Origin of the sequence: Streptomyces sp. NBC_01450 (genome assembly GCF_036227505.1) — a bacterium.
Lineage (GTDB): Bacteria > Actinomycetota > Actinomycetes > Streptomycetales > Streptomycetaceae > Streptomyces.
The window spans coordinates 3,819,778-3,838,744 of sequence record NZ_CP109480.1; the positions used below are offsets into that span (position 1 = coordinate 3,819,778).

21 protein-coding genes are annotated in these 18,967 nt (G+C 70.0%); 3 read left to right on the forward strand and 18 right to left on the reverse strand.

From position 1 onward, the window contains the following. Window positions 1-346 precede the first annotated feature (346 nt). Together OG568_RS16965 and OG568_RS16970 are read right to left on the reverse strand one after the other, a co-directional pair. Window positions 347-832, reverse strand: a complete 486-nt coding sequence (locus tag OG568_RS16965) for an NUDIX hydrolase (RefSeq protein ID WP_329532202.1) — start codon at window positions 830-832, stop codon at window positions 347-349. 19 nt (window positions 833-851) lie between these two features. Beyond that, entirely contained in the window at window positions 852-1,016 is a 165-nt protein-coding gene (locus tag OG568_RS16970) for a hypothetical protein (RefSeq protein WP_329532203.1), read from the reverse strand. A 529-nt stretch (window positions 1,017-1,545) separates the two neighbouring features. Between OG568_RS16970 and OG568_RS16975 the strand changes: the two genes are divergently transcribed. Beyond that, window positions 1,546-2,859, forward strand: coding sequence for a glycoside hydrolase family 3 N-terminal domain-containing protein (locus tag OG568_RS16975; RefSeq protein ID WP_329532204.1), 1,314 nt, complete (start codon window positions 1,546-1,548; stop codon window positions 2,857-2,859). 152 nt (window positions 2,860-3,011) lie between these two features. Here the strand turns inward: OG568_RS16975 and OG568_RS16980 are convergent, their stop codons facing one another. From OG568_RS16980 to OG568_RS16990, 3 genes are all read right to left on the reverse strand, one after another. Beyond that, window positions 3,012-4,217 (reverse strand): cytochrome P450, encoded by a 1,206-nt coding sequence (locus tag OG568_RS16980; protein ID WP_329532205.1) that lies wholly within the window; start codon window positions 4,215-4,217, stop codon window positions 3,012-3,014. Beyond that, entirely contained in the window at window positions 4,217-5,215 is a 999-nt protein-coding gene (locus OG568_RS16985; RefSeq protein ID WP_329532206.1) for an LppY/LpqO family protein, read from the reverse strand. The genes OG568_RS16980 and OG568_RS16985 overlap by 1 nt, the downstream gene beginning before the upstream one ends. A gap of 159 nt (window positions 5,216-5,374) precedes the next feature. Further along, window positions 5,375-5,683: a hypothetical protein gene (locus tag OG568_RS16990; RefSeq protein WP_329532207.1), complete on the reverse strand. Its 309-nt coding sequence runs from the start codon at window positions 5,681-5,683 to the stop codon at window positions 5,375-5,377. A gap of 265 nt (window positions 5,684-5,948) precedes the next feature. Here OG568_RS16990 and OG568_RS16995 point away from each other — a divergent pair, with 265 nt between their 5' ends. Further along, window positions 5,949-6,314: a DUF6479 family protein gene (locus OG568_RS16995; RefSeq protein WP_266586182.1), complete on the forward strand. Its 366-nt coding sequence runs from the start codon at window positions 5,949-5,951 to the stop codon at window positions 6,312-6,314. Window positions 6,315-6,453: 139 nt separating this feature from the next. On the opposite strand, the gene OG568_RS17000 is transcribed toward OG568_RS16995, so the two are convergent. From OG568_RS17000 to rpsB, 5 genes are all read right to left on the reverse strand, one after another. Next, window positions 6,454-7,584, reverse strand: a complete 1,131-nt coding sequence (locus tag OG568_RS17000; protein ID WP_329532208.1) for a phosphatidate cytidylyltransferase — start codon at window positions 7,582-7,584, stop codon at window positions 6,454-6,456. Beyond that, window positions 7,584-8,141, reverse strand: coding sequence for a ribosome recycling factor (frr, locus tag OG568_RS17005; protein WP_054235439.1), 558 nt, complete (start codon window positions 8,139-8,141; stop codon window positions 7,584-7,586). The genes OG568_RS17000 and frr overlap by 1 nt, the downstream gene beginning before the upstream one ends. Before the next feature lie 170 nt (window positions 8,142-8,311). Beyond that, window positions 8,312-9,082: a UMP kinase gene (pyrH, locus tag OG568_RS17010; protein WP_266430864.1), complete on the reverse strand. Its 771-nt coding sequence runs from the start codon at window positions 9,080-9,082 to the stop codon at window positions 8,312-8,314. 179 nt (window positions 9,083-9,261) lie between these two features. After that, window positions 9,262-10,098, reverse strand: coding sequence for a translation elongation factor Ts (gene tsf, locus OG568_RS17015; RefSeq protein ID WP_168496067.1), 837 nt, complete (start codon window positions 10,096-10,098; stop codon window positions 9,262-9,264). Between the two features lie 95 nt (window positions 10,099-10,193). Continuing rightward, on the reverse strand, window positions 10,194-11,117 hold the full coding sequence (gene rpsB, locus OG568_RS17020; protein WP_266430868.1) for a 30S ribosomal protein S2: 924 nt from the start codon (window positions 11,115-11,117) through the stop codon (window positions 10,194-10,196). Between the two features lie 270 nt (window positions 11,118-11,387). Here rpsB and OG568_RS17025 point away from each other — a divergent pair, with 270 nt between their 5' ends. Further along, a complete protein-coding gene (locus OG568_RS17025; protein ID WP_329532209.1) occupies window positions 11,388-12,023 on the forward strand; it encodes a murein hydrolase activator EnvC family protein in 636 nt (211 codons plus the stop codon). 137 nt (window positions 12,024-12,160) lie between these two features. On the opposite strand, the gene OG568_RS17030 is transcribed toward OG568_RS17025, so the two are convergent. From OG568_RS17030 to lepB, 8 genes are all read right to left on the reverse strand, one after another. Then, on the reverse strand, window positions 12,161-12,718 hold the full coding sequence (locus tag OG568_RS17030; protein WP_329536375.1) for a TetR/AcrR family transcriptional regulator: 558 nt from the start codon (window positions 12,716-12,718) through the stop codon (window positions 12,161-12,163). A 142-nt stretch (window positions 12,719-12,860) separates the two neighbouring features. Then, window positions 12,861-13,703, reverse strand: a complete 843-nt coding sequence (whiG, locus tag OG568_RS17035) for an RNA polymerase sigma factor WhiG (RefSeq protein WP_266430872.1) — start codon at window positions 13,701-13,703, stop codon at window positions 12,861-12,863. Window positions 13,704-13,975: 272 nt separating this feature from the next. After that, complete coding sequence (gene dprA / locus OG568_RS17040) at window positions 13,976-15,124, reverse strand: DNA-processing protein DprA (protein WP_266586177.1); 1,149 nt, start codon at window positions 15,122-15,124, stop codon at window positions 13,976-13,978. Beyond that, the gene (locus tag OG568_RS17045) at window positions 15,121-16,746 is read right to left on the reverse strand and encodes a YifB family Mg chelatase-like AAA ATPase (protein WP_329532210.1); all 1,626 of its coding nucleotides are present in this window, start codon (window positions 16,744-16,746) and stop codon (window positions 15,121-15,123) included. Before OG568_RS17045 ends, dprA begins: the two co-directional genes overlap by 4 nt. Continuing rightward, window positions 16,746-17,117 carry a YraN family protein gene (locus OG568_RS17050; protein ID WP_266430878.1) on the reverse strand — a complete coding sequence of 124 codons (372 nt, stop codon included), beginning with the start codon at window positions 17,115-17,117 and terminating at the stop codon, window positions 16,746-16,748. Before OG568_RS17050 ends, OG568_RS17045 begins: the two co-directional genes overlap by 1 nt. A 170-nt stretch (window positions 17,118-17,287) precedes the next feature. Continuing rightward, window positions 17,288-17,596, reverse strand: coding sequence for a DUF2469 domain-containing protein (locus OG568_RS17055; protein ID WP_003965949.1), 309 nt, complete (start codon window positions 17,594-17,596; stop codon window positions 17,288-17,290). A gap of 55 nt (window positions 17,597-17,651) precedes the next feature. Further along, entirely contained in the window at window positions 17,652-18,182 is a 531-nt protein-coding gene (locus OG568_RS17060; RefSeq protein ID WP_329532211.1) for an NUDIX hydrolase, read from the reverse strand. After that, window positions 18,172-18,915 (reverse strand): signal peptidase I, encoded by a 744-nt coding sequence (lepB, locus tag OG568_RS17065; RefSeq protein WP_329532212.1) that lies wholly within the window; start codon window positions 18,913-18,915, stop codon window positions 18,172-18,174. The genes OG568_RS17060 and lepB overlap by 11 nt, the downstream gene beginning before the upstream one ends. Between the last annotated feature and the right edge of the window lie 52 nt (window positions 18,916-18,967).

The following is an 18,967-nucleotide window of genomic DNA, read 5'->3' on the forward strand; positions in this document are numbered from 1 at the left end:
CACTGTACGAACGACCTGGACGCCAGGGGCCGCGTCTGCTCGGCTCTGCCTGGGTCGACGGCAGACGGGATGGGAGCTCCCGCGCACGCCACACTCGGCCAGCACTCGCGAACGGAGCCCCCGCCATCCTGGAGCCTGAGCGCCCCCGCCGGAGGCATGTCTTTTGCCCGCGGGTGACTTCCTCGCTCCTGCCCGCTGCACGTAGCGCGCCGCCGGGCGCGGCCAGCCGGGGCGGAGACAGGAGGCAGGCCGCGCCGCAGAGGCGGCGCGCGCCCGCGCCGTGCGCGGGCCTTGATGAAGTAGGGAAAGTTCTACCGCACCGCGATCATGGTCGAGCTACCGACGATCATGCGGCTCGGCTTTCGGGCTTCTGGCCGTGCTCCAGGTAGACCGGAGCCGTCTGGTTCCTGGCCTCCGTTGCGGCGAGGATGCGCCGGGCCAGTCGCGGGATCGTGCGCTCGGCAACTTGTTCCGGGGGCAGGAAGGAAAAGCCCTTCAGCTCGTCCGGCTGCAAGGTGATCTGGGCAAGGTGGTCCTGGCTGAGCCGGCCGCCGTCGAAGAGGTACAGCACCTTGTCGCCCTCGGCTTCGTTCGGTGCCCAGTCGACCGCGAGCAGGCGCCCGATGGGTGGCGTGATGCCCAGCTCCTCGCGAACCTCTCGGACGGCAGCGTGCAAGGGTGACTCGCCGGTCTCGACGTATCCCCCGGGGATGTCCCAGTAGTCCTTGTACGTGGGCTCCACCATGAGGATCCGGCCCGCGGTGTCGAAGAACAGCGCACCCGCTGCCATGCGCGGATGCGCCATCTTCGCTTCGTGTGCGTTCGCTGCCATAGAGCCGAGGGTACCCAGCTCAGACGAGGTGCATCCTGTTGGCCAGGTCTGCCAGGTTGCGGCTCGGCCGGCCCTGCTGGTTCCGGATCCAGGTGAGGACGAGTTCACGTGCGAGGTAGTGGTTTCGTGCCTGCTCGGGTGCCCAGCTCTCCGCCTCGAGGGCCTTTGCCAGCGCCTCATCCACGCGGTTGTGGGTGCTGAGCGCTCGGGCCACGGAATCCGGGAAGCCGTACGCCTCCGCCCGGCAACGCGGGATGCACGCCCTTCCCACTTCTACGCCTCGGTGGGACTCGGGGCTTGGCACGCCCGCCTGTGCTGATGAGGCACCGTCGCTTCCCTTGCCGGTGCGGCAGCGGACGTACTCAGCCGCGGAGCGTTGCCGGGCGGGCCAGGAGGCGGCGCGCCGGCCGATCTGCGGGCCGCGCTCGGAGCCGCCCTGACCTGCCGTTTCCCGGCCCGAGGGCGCCCTCGGGCCGACACCCGTCCCACGTGAGCTTCGCCACGACTCGGGTGAAGCACGCTCGAACGTACGCCCTGGCTCACGTCGGCTGGACTTTCGTCCGGCTCCGAGGCGCGAGATCCTGGTATTCCGACCGTGGACCAGCGCACAAATCCGGGCTGGTGCGCCTCTCACGCGCCGGAAGGCCCACCTCATGCTCATACGGCTCTCAGTGCGACGGGTACCGTCGCGCCTTCCCTAAGGAGGCCGGGCGATGGATCTCCTGTCGTACCGTGACCGCAGAAGCGCGACACCACCGCCGCGGCTCCCCGGCCGCGCCACGACCGCACGAAGACTGAGCACGGCCGCCGCCGTGGCGGCGATGCTCCTGGCGGGCTGTGGCACGGACACCCCCAAGGCGGCCCCGCACTCCAGTGGCCCCGGCGTGTCCCTCGCCCCGTCCGCCACGCCTTCCCTCTCCCGTTCGGCCTTCGCCCCGTCCGCCACGCCTTCCTCCTCCCGTTCGTCCCTCGCTCCGGCCCTCACCTCCGCCGCCACCGCGTGCACCAACAGCACGAAGCTGGCCGGGTGGTCGAACCGCCGGCTGGCCATGCTGACCGTCGCCGTCCCGGTGTCGGAGACCTCGGTGTCCGACGTCACTTCCGAGGTGAGCGCGGGTGCGGGCGGTGTGCTGCTGTTCGGCAGCAAGGCTCCGACCGACCTCGGCTCCCGGCTGACCGCCCTGAAGTCCCATGTGCCCGGCAAACTGGGCCTGTTGGTGATGACCGACGAGGAGGGCGGCGGCATCCAGCGCATGTCGAACCTCGTCGGGTCCCTGCCCTGGCCCGCGTACATGGGCGCGCACTGGACCCCGGCCCAGATCCAGCAGAACGTCACGAAGGTCGCCAGAAAGATGGCTGCCGCCCAGGTCAACATGGACCTCGCGCCGGTGGTCGACGTCGACGGCAGGAACGTGGCCCCCAGCAAGACCAACCCCGACGGATGGCGGTCCTTCAGCGGCAACACCTCGGTGGTCTCCAAGGCCGGTGTCGCGTACATGAACGGGTTGCGCGCGGGCGGCGTGATACCCGTCGTCAAGCACTTCCCGGGCCTCGGCGGCTCCACTTACAACTCCGACTTCGGCCCGGCCCGCACCCTGCCCTGGTCCACCCTGCAGAAGGTGGGCATCCCGCCGTTCACAGCGGCCATCAAGGCCGGTGCCCCGGCCATCATGGTCTCCAACAACATCGTGCCGGGACTGGGCACCAATCCGGCGAGCCTGTCACCCACCGCCATCAGCTCCGAGCTGCGCGGCAAGCTGGGATTCAAGGGGCTGGTGGTCACCGACTCGCTCAGCGCCAAGGCCATCTCCGCCGCCGGCTTCAGCGTTCCCGCCGCCGCCGTCCAGGCCCTGCGCTCCGGCGCCGACATGGTCATGTTCGACCTGGGAGGCAACGTCAGCTCCCAAACGTCCGCTATCGCCACGGCGATCACCAATGCGGTGGCCGGCGGACACCTCTCCCGCAGCCGCCTCATCGACGCGGCGGGGCACGTCCTGGCCGTCCGGCACGTGAACCTCTGCTCCTGAACAGTGGGCCCCCTACCAGCGCCAAAGGTGCTGGTAGGGGGCCCACTCACGTCTGATGCCCGTCAGTTCTCCACGTCCCCGGGATCGAACATGTGAACTATGGACGTCGGTGCCTGCTCCCGCTGTCGGCCGGACAGCGAGAGCGGGCCCTGCTACCAAGTCACCGGCAGCTCCATCGGGAAGCGCCGGATCGTCTCCGTGTCCCACCGCACTTCCTCCGGCGGCACCGCGAGCCGCAGCCCGGGGAAGCGCTGCAAGAGACGCCCGATGGCCACTTCCAGCTCCGCCATGGCCAAGGGCACCGCGATGCACCGGTGTCCGCCCCAGCCGAACGTCATGTGCGGCTGGTACGGCCGGTCGGGGTCGAGGACGTGCGGGTCCGGGAAGCGCTTCGGGTCACGGTTGGCCGCCAGGTACGACACGTGGACGAAGTCGCCCGCCTGGATCCGTGCGCCGTCCAGCTCCACGTCCTCAAGGGCCAGCCGGGGGATACCGACCCCCTTGCGGAACGGGATGTGGCGGAGCATCTCCTGCAGGACGTCGGTCAGGGTCTCCGGCCTGCGCCTGAGGTGTTCCATCAGCTCGGGACGCGTCAGGAGCAGGTAGGCGATGTCGCTGATCTGGCACGTCGCCGTGTCCTGGCCGCTGAGTGTCAGCGTCAGTGCCATGACGGCCAGTTCCCTGTCGTCAAGCTGGTCCTTGCCGTCCCGCGCCGCGGCCATCGTACTGATGATGTCCTTGCCGGGTGAGTTCCGGCGCTGCTCGACGAGTTTGGCGAAGTAGGCCGTCAGGTCGGCCTTGGCGCTCGCCGCGGCCTCCTTGTTGTCCGGGTCGACGACGAGCAGCCGGCGCACGGACTCCTGCATCTGGGGCCACTCGTCCCGTTCGATGCCGAGGAGGTCCAGGATGGTGTGCTGGGGAAGCGGGTCGGAGAGGTACTGAACCAGGTCCGCCGGCCGGCCGTCCTCCTCCATCTTGTCCAGCAGGGCGTCCGCGAGCCAGGTGATCCGGCTCCGCATCCCCTCGACCCGCTGCTGCGTGAAGGCCTGCGAGGCCAACTGGCGGACACGGCTGCTGTGCGGCGGGTCCATCACGTTGACCGATTCGGGCGAGACGATCGGCTCCGGCGTCAGACGGGGGTAGTCGTGGCCGATGATGGCGGCCCGGCTGAGCCGGTGGTCGGTGGTCACCTGCTTGACGGCGTCGAAGCCGGTGACCAGCCAGGCCCCCGCATCACCGTAGGGAAGGCGAATGTATGCGGGGGAATCGCGGTCCATCAGGTCCGCGAGCTCAGGGTCGAACTCCAGGGCTTCACTGAAGTCGAACGGGCAGATGTTCTTCTCGTTGTCCGCGGCCATCAGCCGGCTCCTCCGGGCATGGGTACGACGTTGGTGGTGTCCACGGCCCGGCGAATGGCCTGGGCGAGCCTGACGGCATCGCCGTCGGCCCAGTAGTGGACGAAGAACAGGCGTGGTTCATCGGTGAGGTTGTGGTGGTGCGCCTCGACGAGTTCGACGCCGCCGCGCCGCAGGGCCATGAGGACGGCCCGGACCTCCTCGGCGATCACGACCAGGCCACCGCTGAGGGCGGCCCTCCCGCCGCCGAGCGGCTGGAAGTTGACGGAGCTGGTGGCGCCCAGCCCCGGAGGCAGGATCACAGGGCCGTCGACGACGGTCTCGCGGCGGACATAGGTGCACCTGTAGATCTCGCCGTCGGTGGCACCCTTGACGCCCATGACGGCGTCGATCGCGGCGGTGTCCAGGTCGACGGGCGGCGAAGAGGTGGTGGGTTCGGCGGGCGGGGTGCCGATGCGGTCGAACGCGGCGCGCAGACCGCGTGCGACGGTGACGGGATCGTGGCCGTGTGCGCGCAGATGAACCCACCAGACATCCGGCTCGTGGGCGAGCAGGTGCTTGTGGGTGCCGGCCTGCATGATCCCGTGCTCCTGCAGGACGTCGCTGAAGTGCTGCAGTTCGCGCTCGGTGACCACCGCGTCGCCCATCAAAAGCGTGCTGTGGTCCGCGTAACGGACGAAGGACACCTGCGTGCCCAGGGCGAGCGCGGGGTTGATCCGGATGCCGCGAGAGAAGACCGTGAGGTCCCGGCGCGGCAAGCCCGTGTGGTACATGAACCGCCTCATGCCACCGGGCCGGCCCAGAGCCTCTCCCACGTCCGCCCAGTCCGCCGGCTCGGTCATCACCGGTTCGACCGGGGAGCGGTCCTCCGGTCCCGGGGACAGGGCTCGGGCCCCGGCAGGCACACCGGTGAGTACGGGCGCAAGGGCGGCCGCGGCCGGCATGCGGCGTTGGGACGCGATGGGTCGGGAGCGGGTGTCCTGCTGTCGCTCGTCAGCCATGTCATATGCCTCCTGGCGCGATGGAAGCACAGGAGACCTCCCGGACCGCTGATCGGCACAGCCACGTCCCGCCAGGTGGGCTAACTGGCTGCCGCCGATGGACCGCGGCCGTGCCACAGCTCACCCCTGTCACCGAGCGGGCCGGGTGGCGAGGGAGTACTAGAACACGAAGATCAGGACACCTCCGCGGTTGACGAAGAACCCGTGGTGGTCGAAGCGGTCGCCGAAGCGGAACCCGTTGTGATCGAAGCGGTGATCGAAGCCGAACCCGTTGTGATCGAAGCGGTGATCGAAGCAGCCTCCGCCCCACCGGTCACCACGGTCGCCGCACCAGTTCGTGGTCACATGAGTGTGCACGGCAGGGGTTGCCGCTGAGGCCGTGCCCGCCGCGCCGATCACGGCGCCACCGGCCATCAGAATGCCGACCGCGGACACCGCGGCGAGACGCGTCACGCGTTGTGCTCGCATGATGGATACACCTTTCCTTCCATGGAGGAGCGACCCATGGAGGAGCGGCGCGGTCGCAGGTGTCGCGCATACGTACGGGAATCACGTCTCGCAGCCGAGATCCCCGCGGTACGGAAACCAGCCGACCGGGGCGTACCCCCGGGGTGGGGCTCTCTACATGACTACGTTGACGGCGCCCTTTTGGATTGACCGTCGACGGTCCAGCCGACGTCCGGCGCGGTCGGGACGGCTGGTTCATTGGCCGATTTGAGGGTATTTGCCTGGTATGAGTAATGCATCGATGTATTTGGCGGAACCCAGCGGTCTGCTCAGCCTCGGGCTGTTCCTGATCGCCGTGGCTCTCATCACGCTCCTGGCCGGCAGCTTCTGGCTGAGCTGCCGTATGCGGACCCGCGCACCGCGCCTGCCACGCCCGGAGGAGCAGCCGCACGTGCCGCAGGACGGCCCGGTCCGCGAGGCGCGGGAGATCCGGGAGCCCGCCGAGATACCCAAGGTGGCCAAGGGGGGGCACGCTCTCACCCCGTACGAGCTGACCCATATGTCGACCCGTACGAGCTCGTCGCAGAAGCGGCAACGCTGGCACGAGGGCGGCAGCGGCTCGTTCGGCAGCGGTGGGCTGGGCCACCACTGACGCCGGCGCCTCGGCCATACGCGAAGACGTCTCCGCCACACCCGAAGGCGCCTCGGCCACACCCGAAGAAAAGAAGCCCGCCACGAAAAGAGGCCCGCCGCCCTGTGGACGACGAGCCCCTCATTCAGGTGTGCGCGGGTCAGCCGGATCCCACGAAGAGCACCAGCAGCAGCCAGACCACCGGCGCCGTCGGCAGGAGCGAGTCCAACCGGTCCATGATGCCGCCGTGGCCCGGCAGCAAGGTGCCCATGTCCTTGATGCCCAGGTCCCGCTTGATCATGGACTCACCGAGGTCGCCGAGCGTGGCGGTGGCCGCGACCGCGAGGCCGAGGATCAGCCCCTGCCACCACGTGCCGCCCTCGATCAGGAACTGCAGACACAGCGCGCCCCCGACCATCGCGAAGGTGACCGCTCCGAACAGGCCCTCGCGGGTCTTGCCGGGGCTGATGCGCGGAGCCAGCTTGTGCTTGCCGAAGCGCCAGCCGATCGCGTACGCGCCCGTGTCGCTGACGACCGTCAGCAGCAGGAACGTCAGGACGCGGCGCGGACCGTCGTCGGCGGTCAGCATCATGGCCACGAACGTCGCCAGGAACGGCACGTAGAACGCGGCGAAGACGCCCGCGGTGACGTCCTTGAGGTAGCCCTCGGGCGGTTCCGTCATCCGCCAGACCAGGACCGCCAGCGCGGTGAGCGCCATCGCCACCCACGCGCCCTCGGCCCCCCGGACGTAACCGGAGACGACCATCGCCGCACCGCCGACCGCCAGCGGGACGAGCGGTGCCTTGATGCCCTTGCGCTCCTCGAGCCGTGATGTGAGCTCCCACAAGCCCACCACCACGGCGACCGCTATGACCCCGACGAACACGGCCTTGACGACGAACAACGACGCGACGATCACCGCGCCCAGCCCGACGCCGACCCCTATCGCGGCGCCCAGGTCGCGTCCCGCACTCTTCTTCTGCGGTGCGGGGGCGGGCTGTGGGGCGGGGCTGGGCATGGGCTCCTGCGGCTTCTGCGACGGGGTCCCGAGGGATCCCGTCTGTGGTGTGTCGTCGCGGAACAGGGGGCCACTCAGCCGAGCGGCCCCCCGGTCGTCATCCTGGTCTCCGCCGTGTGCGGGTACGCCGGGCACGATGGGCATGGGGCGAGTCTGCTGCGCGTTATGCGCATCGTATGCGGGACCCGCCGGGGCTGCCCCCTGGACAGGCCCCTGCTCGGACGGCCCCCAGAACCCGGCTTGTGGCGGCGCCCCCCAGGAAGAGTCGTTCATCAGACCTCGAGCAGCTCCGCTTCCTTGTGCTTGAGGAGCTCGTCCACCTGCGCGACGTACTTCGCGGTGGTGTCGTCGAGCTCCTTCTCCGCGCGGCGGCCCTCGTCCTCGCCGACCTCGCCGTCCTTGATCAGCTTGTCGATGGCGTCCTTGGCCTTGCGGCGGACCGAGCGAATGGACACCTTGGCGTCCTCGCCCTTGGTCTTGGCGACCTTGATGTAGTCCTTGCGGCGCTCCTCGGTCAGCTCGGGGAACACCACCCGGATGATGTTGCCGTCGTTGCTGGGGTTGACGCCCAGGTCGGAGTCGCGGATCGCCTGCTCGATGTTGCGCATCGCGCTCTTGTCGAACGGGGTCACCACGGCCATGCGCGGCTCCGGCACCGAGAACGAGGCCAGCTGGTTGATCGGCGTCAGCGCGCCGTAGTAGTCGGCCACGATCTTGTTGAACATCGCCGGGTGCGCACGGCCGGTGCGGATCGCGGCGAAGTCCTCCTTGGCGACCACGACGGCCTTCTCCATCTTCTCCTCGGCCTCGAGGAGGGTCTCTTCGATCACCACTTGCTCCTGCGTGTCTTGAGTAGGCCCGGCAGCTGCTCCTCGTCGGGGTGGCGGCCGGCTGCGTCGCGTCTTATTCCTGCACGGTTCCGGACCGGCAGGACATTGTCCATCCCCCGGTCAGGGTCCGTCCTCGGCCCGGGCTTGTCCCCGGCCGGGGTCGGTCCCGGTCAGCCCCGGCCGCTTTGGTCACCCACGAGTGTGCCGATCTTCTCACCCTTGACGGCCCGCGCGATATTGCCCTCCGCCAGGAGTTCGAAGACCAGGATCGGCAGCTTGTTGTCGCGGCACAGCGTGATGGCGGTCATGTCGGCGACCTTGAGGTCGCGGGTGATGACCTCGCCGTAGCCGAGCGAGTCGAACTTGACGGCCTCGGGGTTGGTCTTGGGGTCGGAGTCGTAGACCCCGTCCACGCCGTTCTTGCCCATCAGCAGGGCCTCGGCGTCGATCTCCAGGGCGCGCTGGGCGGCGGTGGTGTCGGTGGAGAAGTAGGGCATGCCCATACCCGCGCCGAAGATGACCACACGGCCCTTCTCCAGGTGCCGTACGGCGCGCAGCGGGATGTACGGCTCGGCGACCTGGCCCATGGTGATGGCGGTCTGCACGCGGCTGTCGATGCCCTCCTTCTCCAGGAAGTCCTGGAGGGCGAGGCAGTTCATCACCGTGCCGAGCATGCCCATGTAGTCGGAGCGGGCCCGGTCCATGCCACGCTGCTGGAGCTCGGCGCCGCGGAAGAAGTTGCCGCCGCCGATGACTACGGCGATCTGGGCGCCGCCGCGCACGACGGCCGCGATCTCGCGGGCGATCTTGTGCACCACGTCGGGGTCGACGCCCAGTCCGCCGCCGCCGGCGAACGCCTCACCGGAAAGCTTCAGCAGAAAGCGGCCCGCGCCTTTGCCGTCGTCGGTCTTCTCGCCCTTGTCGGCCTGGGTGGTGGTCATGGAGATCTCCTCATGGTGCACATACGAAGAAGGCCATTGCCGGTGGGGTGTTGGCTCCCATACGCGGCAATGGCCTCCTCGTCAGATCTGCTGTCGTCCGTCACGCACGCGCGCGTGTCGGCGTACGCGGACGACTGCTGCCGACCCTATAGGGGCCGCGCGTCGATCGCGGTACGGACTCAGATGCCGACCTTGATGCGCACGAAGCGCTTCAGGGTGACACCGGCCTCGTCCAGGACCTTCTGAACGGACTTCTTGTTGTCGAGCGCGTACGGCTGACCGAGGAGGGTGGCCTCCTTGAAGAAGCCGTTGACGCGACCCTCGACGATCTTCGGGAGGGCGGCCTCGGGCTTGCCCTCGGCGCGGGTGGTCTCCTCGGCGACGCGACGCTCGGACTCGACGACCTCGGCCGGGACGTCCTCCTTGGAGAGGTACTTCGGCGCGAAGGCGGCGATGTGCTGCGCGACACCCTTGGCGAGGTCGGCGTCGGCCTTGTCCAGCTCGACCAGGACACCGATCTGCGGGGGCAGGTCGGGCATGGTGCGGTGCATGTACGCGGTCACGTAGGCGCCGGAGAACTGGGCGAAGCGGTCCAGGACGATCTTCTCGCCCAGGTTGGCGTTGGCCTCGTCGACGAACGCCTGAACCGTCTTGCCGGGCTCGATCTCGGAGCCGAGAAGCGCCTCGAGGTCGGCCGGGGAGGTCTTGACGACGTGCTGGGCGATCTCGTTGGCGACGGTCTGGAACTTCTCGCCCTTGGCGACGAAGTCCGTCTCGCACTTCAGCTCGACCAGGACACCGGAGGTGTTGTCGTCAGCGATGATGGAGACCACGGCGCCGTTCTCGGCGGAGCGGCCCTCGCGCTTGGCGACGCCCTTCTGGCCCTTGATGCGCAGCGCCTCGACGGCCTTGTCGACGTTGCCGTCGGCCTCGTCCAGCGCCTTCTTGCAGTCCATCATGCCGGCGCCGGTGAGCTCACGGAGCTTCTTGACGTCGGCGGCGGTGTAGTTCGCCATGATTCCTGGAATCTCTCTCGAAGTCTGAAGATCTACGGGCCGAACGGCGGGGGCTCGGTGTGCCCCCGCCGTTCGTTACCCGAAGGGGTGAGGGGTCAGGCCTGCTCGGCGTCCGCGGCCGGGGCCTCGGCGACGGGGGCCTCGGCGGCCGGAGCCTCGACAACGGCCTCGGCGACAACCTCGGCCTGCTCGGCGTCGGCGACCTTCTCCGTCTCGGCGGAGGTCTGGACCTCGGCCTCGTCGGCCTTCTTCTCGCCCTCGAGCAGGTCGCGCTCCCACGCGGCGAGCGGCTCGCCCGCGGCCTTGTCACCCTCGGCCTTGCCGGCGCCGGAGCGGGCGATGAGGCCCTCGGCGACGGCGTCGGCGATCACGCGGGTGAGCAGGGTGACGGAGCGGATCGCGTCGTCGTTGCCCGGGATCTTGTAGTCGACCTCGTCGGGGTCACAGTTGGTGTCGAGGATGGCGACGACCGGGATGTTGAGCTTCCGGGCCTCACCGACCGCGATGTGCTCCTTCTTGGTGTCCACGATCCAGACGGCGCTGGGCACCTTCTGCATCTCGCGGATACCACCGAGGGTCTTCTCCAGCTTGGCCTTCTCGCGCGAGAGCACGAGAAGCTCCTTCTTGGTCAGACCCGAAGCGGCGACGTCCTCGAAGTCGATCTGCTCGAGCTCCTTGAGGCGCTGCAGACGCTTGTAGACGGTGGAGAAGTTGGTGAGCATGCCGCCCAGCCAGCGCTGGTTGACGTAGGGCATGCCGACGCGGGTGGCCTGCTCCGCGATGGCCTCCTGCGCCTGCTTCTTCGTGCCGACGAACATGACCGTGCCGCCGTGGGCGACGGTCTCCTTGACGAACTCGTAGGCGCGGTCGATGTACGACAGCGACTGGAGCAGGTCGATGATGTAGATGCCGTTGCGCTCCGTGAAGATGAAGCGCTTCATCTTCGGGTTCCAGCGACGGGTCTGGTGACCGAAGTGGACGCCGCTTTCCAGCAGCTCCCGCATCGTGACGACGGCCATGGCCGTTCTCCTTGGTGTTCTCGGTTGTGCCGCGTGTGCCGGACGGCACTCGCGCCTGACGCCCGCGATGCGCCTTGCCACGAGGGACCGAGGGGCGCTGACACCGGCTTTTGATGACCGGATGTCGGGGCGTGCGAAGTCGACCCGGTGACCCGGATCGCCACGAGAAGTGTACGGGACCCGCGAGGTGCGGGGTGACGCCGCTGTCCACAACCGGCCGGTGGTCCACAGATCCCGGCCAAGATCCGTCCGATGCGGGACCGTTCTCGCATGCGAGCGAAACGATGTGTGCGCACGTGGCTGGGGTTGCTGTTGGGAATGACGGTGACCGTTCTGGGTGCGCTGACCCCCTCAGCCCTGGCCCGGGCGAACGGTCCGGCGCCCCCGACTCCCGCCGGTCCACCGGCCTCCGACACGACGGTTCTGCCTCTCGCCCGTCTCTGGCCGGTGGGTCTGCGCCCCTCGGTCCTGCGCGGCTGGGACCCGCCGGCGACGCCGTACGCCCGCGGCCACCGCGGGGTGGACCTCGCGGCGCCCCCGGGTGCCCCGGTCCGCTCCGTCGCGGCCGGCCGCGTCTCCTTCGCGGGGCGCGTCGCGGGCCGTGGAGTGGTCGCCGTCGAACTCGCGGGCACGGGCACTCCGCCCCTGCGCACGACCTTCACCCCCGTACGGGCGACGGTGCGCCAGGGCGACGAGGTGGCCGCGGGCGAGGTACTGGGCACGCTCGAACCGGGCGACGCCCACTGTGGAACGTCATGCCTGCACTGGGGCCTGCGCCGAGACAGAACCTACTTGAACCCCCTGTCCCTGCTCCCGCCCTGGCTCCTGCACAGGGGCCCGTCCCGCCTGCTCCCGCTGACAGGGGCCCGGAGACAGCCGTCCGGGTCCCCGGCCCACATGCGCTGAGAAGCCGGGAAGAGCACTCGCCGCCACGCCGGCAGGCGCACGTGCGATCGGAAGCGGGGCCTCAATCCCCAAGGTGCACTCCGCAGGGGCCACGCCGTGCGACCTGCCCCGACGCCGGGCACCCGGCGTACAGGGGCTCAGCCCCGTACGCCCCGTAGTGCCATCCCCACCGCGGCATCCGTGATCGTGCCGGGATCCTCCGCGGCCCCGAGCTCGATCCTCCGTACCGCCGCGTCGACCACGCCCTGAAGCAGCATCGCGGCCAGCCGCGGCTCGGCGTGGCCCATCTGCCGCAGCGCGTCGACGATCATCGCGACCAGCCCGCCGTGCGCCGCGCGGATCTTCTCCCGGGCCCCGGCGTCGAGCTCACTCGCGGAGATGGCCACGACAGCCCGGTGCCGCCGGTCCCCGACCAGCGCCAACTGCTGCCGGACGTACGCCTCGACCTTGCCCTCGGGCCCGTCCACCGCGGCCATCGCCGACGAGACCTCCGCGGCCCAGACCGGAAAGTCCACCTCGCACAGCTCTTCGACCACAGCCGCCCGGGACCGGAAGTACTCGTACACGGAGGACCGCGCGAGCCCCGTGCGCTCCGCCAGGGCCGGGAAGGTCAGCGCCTCCGTCCCGCCCTCGGACAGCAGGGACCGGGCCGCGTCCAGCAGGGCGGCTCGCTGCATCGACCGGTGCTCGGCCACGGAGGCCGCTCGAATCCTTGGCACGCCCTCCACTTTACGGACGGACCGCCCCGAACGGCAGCCACTCCCACCACCGAAAGGAACGTGCCAGGGAGACGGAGTGACCAGGCAGGGACGATTCAGCAGCCTGCCCCGCTCGAGGTCAGCGCCCGAAACTCGCCAACTTGGCGCGCAGCTGCAACACCGACTTGGTGTGGATCTGACTCACCCGGCTCTCCGTCACTCCCAGCACGTTCCCGATCTCCGCGAGCGTCAGACCCTCGTAGTAGTAGAGCGTGACCACCGTCTTCTCCCGCTCCGGCAGCGTGTTGATCGCCCGCGCCAGAAACCTCCGCAGCTCCCGGTCCTCGGCGACCTCCACCGGATTGTCCGCCGCGGTGTCCTCCAGCGTGTCCATCAGGCTCAGCCGGTCACCGCCCTCACCGCCGACGTGCAGCAGTTCCTCCAGCGCCACCACGTTGGCCAGCGACAACTGACTGAAGACCGCGTGGAGATCCTCCACCCCGATCCCCATCTCGGCGGCCACCTCGCCCTCCGACGGCGTCCGCCGCAGTCGCGCCTCGAGCGTCGCGTACGCCCGCTCCACATTGCGCGCCTTCTGCCGCACCGAGCGAGGGATCCAGTCCAGCGCCCGCAACTCGTCGATCATCGCGCCCCGGATCCGCGTGATCGCGTACGTCTCGAACTTGATCTCCCGCTCGATGTCGAACTTCTCGATCGCGTCGATCAGCCCGAACACCCCCGACGACACGAAGTCGGCCTGCTCCACATTGGCCGGCAGACCCACGCTCACCCGCCCCGCGACGTACTTCACCAGCGGCGAGTAGTGCAGGATCAACTGCTCGCGCAGCCGCTCGTCCCCTGTCGCCTTGTACGACCGCCACAACTCGTCGAGCGTCGAGGGAGCGGGCGGCCGCACGCTACCGCCGTCGCGGGCGGCTGGGGGGATCGCCGCCCGATCGGACCCGGAGGTGTGCTGGGGCATTCGTCGCCTTGTGCCGTTCTGCCGTGAACTGGGGGTACCTGGGTGCGCTGTCGCGCTGATGTCGAGTTGCCTGTCCTGCGTCGGAATCCACGTGAGCGTAGCGTGACTGGAGCGTCGCAGTGCGCGAAGGGGAGCGGATCAGTCGTGCGCAGATACGTTCCGCTGTGCGCCCCTCGGGGGCATGTTCGTCGCCCTCCGTGATCATCGAGGGACATCAACTGCGGGAATTGCCAAGGCTGTCGGCGTTCGCCCGGACGGCCGAACACGCTCGGTCAACACCCGCGACGATCATCACGGACCGAGATCGTGGCCTGGCGTGTCAACTTCCAGCCGTCGCCGTGTCGTTCGACGAAACCAAGTGATCGGAGTTCGTACAGTCTCCCGACCGCGTCGTCCGTGGTGGTCCCCGCCTCGCGGGCGATCTCCTCCGCCTCTGCCGGACCGCGCGCCGGCAGCGCGGCCAGCACACGTCCGGCGCCCGGATCCAGCAGGTCACGCGGCAGCACGGGCCCGCGCCGGTCCGGGGCCAGCTCGCCGATGTCGCCCACCAGCTCCGCGACGTCCGCGGCGTCCGTGACCAGGACCGCCTCCCCGCGCAGCAGCTCATGCACCCCGGCCGACAGTCCACTGGTGACGGGGCCCGGCACCCCCATCGCGAACCGCCCCAGCCGCTGCGCCGCCCGCGCCGTGACCAGCGCACCACTGCGGTACGCGGCCTCGACGACCACCGTCCCCCGGGTGAGCGCGGCGATGACCCGGTTCCTGAGGATGAATCTGCTCGGCGTGGGATGGTCACCGGGCGGCAACTCCCCCACGACCAGCCCCTGTTCGGCGATCCTGGAGATCAACTCGGTGTGTCCGCGCGGATAGGGCCGGTCGACTCCGCAGGCCAGCACGGCGACGGTCGCACCGCCCGCCCCGAGGGCACCCCGGTGCGCGGCGCCGTCCACCCCGTAGGCACCGCCCGACACCACCACCCAGCCACGCTCGGCGAGCCCGGCGCCGAGCGTGGCCGCCACGTGGGCGCCGTACTCGGTGCAGGCCCTCGCTCCGACCACGGCGACCGAGCGCAGTGCCCATATCCGCAGGCTGGGCCGCCCCCGTACCCACAGGCCGGTGGGACGCGTGTCGCCGAGGTCGTCGAGCTGCGCCGGCCACTCGGGGTCCCCGGGGCACACGAACCGGGTCCCGGCCTCCCGCGCCACCGCGAGGTCCCGCTCCGGGTCCGCCCGCTCCGCCCGGGCCCGCAGCCCCGCCCAGCGCTTGTCCGTCACTCCCCGTGGTTGCTCACCGCCCGCGACGAGCCGCCGGACCGCCTCAGCGGCACCGACCGCACGGAGCCAGCGCCCGCACGCCTCGTCGCCCGGTTCGATCACCCGCGCGAGGAAGGCCCGCTGAAGCCTCTCGTCCTCCTGGCTCACGACAGCGCGCCGATCGCCATCGGCACCCCACGGGGGACGCCGGTGCGCAGTTGCAGGGCGAGGGCGACGTCCGTCGCGCCGGGCCGGTCGTGTCCCACCAGGTCCGCGACGGTCCAGGCGACACGCAGCACCCGGTCCAGGCCGCGGGCGGTCAGGGCACCTCGCTCCAGGCTGCGCTCCGCCTCGTCCATCGCGCCCAGGGACGCGTACCAGCGGCTGCGCAGCTCCCGTCCCGGCACTTCGCTGTTCGTCCGCCAGGGCGTGCCCGCCAGCCGCGCGGCGGCCCGCTCCCTGGCGGCGCGCACCCGGTCGGCGACCGTCTCGGTGGATTCACCCCGGGCACCACGCTCGGTCAGCTCGGAGCGGGTGACGCGGTCCACCTCGATCCGCAGGTCGACACGGTCGAGCAGCGGCCCGGAGAGCCGGGCCTGATAGCGGCGGATCACGGAGGACGGACACTCGCACAGGTCGTCCCGTTGCGAGAAGCGGCCGCACGGGCAGGGATTCGCCGCCAGCACCATCTGGAACCGCGCCGGAAACCGCACCACCCCCGCACTGCGCGCGATCACCACATGCCCCGCCTCCAGGGGCTGCCGCAGCGCGTCGAGGGCCCGGCTGCTGAATTCGGGCGCTTCGTCCAGGAAAAGCACGCCTCGATGAGCCAGGGACACCGCGCCCGGCCGTGCGATCCCCTGGCCCCCGCCGACGAGGGCCTGCATGGTCGCCGAGTGGTGCGGGGCGCAGTAGGGAGCGATGTCGACCAGGGGTCTGCCCGCTGGCAGCAGGCCGGCGACCGAATGGACGGCGGTGACCTCCAGGGATTCGCCCTGGGTGAGCCGCGGCAGGATGGCCGGCAGCCGCTCGGCGAGCATCGTCTTGCCCGCTCCTGGGGGACCTTCCAGGAAAAGGTGGTGCCCACCCGCCGCCGCGACCTCCACGGCGGTCCGTGCCGAGTGCTGGCCCACGACGTCGGCGAGGTCATGGCCGTGGCCGTGCTGGGCCGCGCCCATGCTGTGCATGCCGGTGGCCGCGCCCGTGCCCGGCATCCGCAACCCCGCCATCAGCGGGTCCGGTCGGCCCTGCTCGTCCGGGTCCTCCTCGGGCACCGGTTCGTCCGTGAGCACCGCGATCAGCTGGCGCAGACTGCGCACCCCGAGCACCGAGATCCCCGGTACGAGCGAGGCCTCGGCGGCCGCGCACTCGGGCACCACCACCTGCTCGTACCCGGCGTCCGCGGCGGCGAGGACCGCGGGCAGCACGCCCCGCACCGGCCGCACGCGTCCGTCCAGGCCCAGCTCGCCGATCATCACGATGTCGGAGAGCACCCGGGGATCGATGCGCTCGGCGGCTCCCAGCACCGCGCAGGCGACGGCCAGGTCAAAACCGCTGCCGCCCTTGGGTACGGAGGCCGGGCTCAGGCCGACCGTGAGTTTCTTCTGGGGCCACGCCGAACCGGAGTTCACCACCGCCGCCCGGACCCGGTCCTTGCTCTCGGTCAGGCTCTTGTCGGGCAGACCGACCAGGGTGAAGGCCGCGACGCCCGGCTCCAGGTCCGCCTGGACCTCGACGACCACGCCCTCGACGCCCACGAGGGCCACCGCACAGGTACGCGCGAATCCCATCAGGCCACCCCCCGCGCGTGCTCGACCACGGGGGCACCACGGTCGGGGAGGACGACGCCGATCAGATCGATGCGGACGCCGCCGGGTGGTGCCCCGCCGTGTTCCTGGAGCCAGCGCTCGGCCAGGCCACGCAGGCGCTGTGCCTTGGCCGGGGTGACGGCCGCCATCGGATGCTCGAAGGCCCCCGACTTGCGCGTCTTGACCTCGCAGACGACGAGCGCGTCGCCGTCCCGGGCCACGATGTCGATCTCGCCGGTCCTGCCGCCGCGCCAGTTGCGCGCCAGGACCGTCATCCCGGTCTCGGTCAGCCGCCGTGCGGCCAGATCCTCGCCGTACTTGCCCAGTGCGTTGCGTGCCTCGGGTGTGTTCATGTCGGCACCACCTCCGGCGCCAACACTGAGGCCACTTCGACCCGTTATTGGATCTTGGTGGACAAACGGCCGACTGTGGACAACTCCCTCACCCACACGAGGGTTTCCTGGTCCGTCGTCAGCGAGGGATCCCGGTCCGTCGCCGGCCGTCTGTCATCGGCCACCCGTCATCAGCCGCCCGGCAGCTCCAGGTCGCTCTTGTTCAGCTCCTCGATATTCACGTCCTTGAACGTAAGGACACGCACCTGCTTGACGAAGCGAGCAGGTCGGTACATGTCCCACACCCAGGCGTCCGCCATGGACACCTCGAAGAACACCTCGCCCTGGACCGAATGCACCTGCATCTCGTAGTCGTTGGTGAGGTAGAAGCGCCGTTCGGTCTCGATCACATATTTGAACAGACCGACGACATCGCGGTACTCCCGATAGAGCTTCAGCTCCATCTCGGTCTCGTACTTCTCGAGGTCCTCGGCGCTCATGGCATGTTCCCCTTCAGCCGTGCGTCCCCCTATTGTGCGCCAGCCCCGCGAGCCCCTAGACGATTTCGGTGTCGAGGATCTCGGGCCTGGCCGGAGGACCCTCGTCGAGCAGCCTGCGCAGCAGCTCGGCGAGTCTGGTCGGATACACCGTCTCATGTGCCTCGGTCAGTTCCCGGCACGTCCACCAGCGCGCTCCGGCGACACTGCGCCGTTCCAGCTCCGTCAGCCCGGCGGCGACGGTTCCCTTCTGGGTCGTACGGGCCAGGAAGTACCACTCGTCCTGGTCCCAGCGGCGCCCCGCGAACGGGAACGAACAGGTCCGCTGCCACAGCACCGGGCCCAGGGCGACCTCGGTGATGCCGGTCTCCTCCACGAGTTCCCGCAGCGCGGCCTCCTCGTGCGTCTCGTCGCCCTCGAGGCCACCGCCGGGCGTGAACCACCAGTCGTCCGCCGGATCGTCCGGCTCGTGACCGTGCAGCAGCAGAATGCGGTCCTCCGCGTCGAGCAGCACGACCCGGGCCACCTTCCGTGGCCCGCCGGCGCCGGAGTCCGCGACGGAACCCCCGTACGACGCCTCAGGCGGCACCGGCCAGCTCCGTCCGCGTCCGGCCGCGCCGCCTCAGCAGCCCCGCGATCGGCCCGTACGCCGCCCCGCCCAGCACCAGCACCGCGCCGACCACGACGGCGGTCAGGACCAGCCGCAGCGGCCCCGGCGACGAGATCCCGCCGAGCTTCTCGAAGCCCGTGGGGCGTGCCAACATGCCGTTCATCGGCCAGGCGACGGCGTCGACACGGCTCTTCACCGCGCTGCGCGCGACGGTGCCGTTGAAGGCCTCGGTGAGGTGGGCCGTGGAGTCCAGTGAGCCGCTGCGCTCGTCACCGAGCAGGAAGAGCCGGTCCTTGGGCACCTCGATGGTCGGGATCTGCTTCGACTCCGCGGCCTGGCCCTTGGGGAGATACGGTTCGTCGATCTGCTTGCCGTTGACGGTCAGCTTGTTGTTCGTGCAGCACGCGACCGTGTCACCGCCGACCGCGACGACCCGCTTGACGATGAGCGTGTCGCCCCAGCTCTTCTGCTTGAAGACGATGACGTCGCCGCGCTTGACGTCGTCGCCGTCGATCCGCTGGGCCAGAATGCGATCGCCCGCCTTGATGGTCGGCACCATCGACTCGGTCGGCACGGTGTACGGCTGGTATTCGATCGCGCCCCAGGCGAAGCCGCCGAGAAAGAGCACACAGCCGAGGGCCACGGCCAGCCCCGACAGCACGCTGCCGAGCCGCCCGCGGCCCTCGTCCGTACGACCTGACGTCCTGCTCATCCCAGTGCTCCCCCAACTCGGAGAATCGATCCCGCGGCCCCACCTGCGGGCC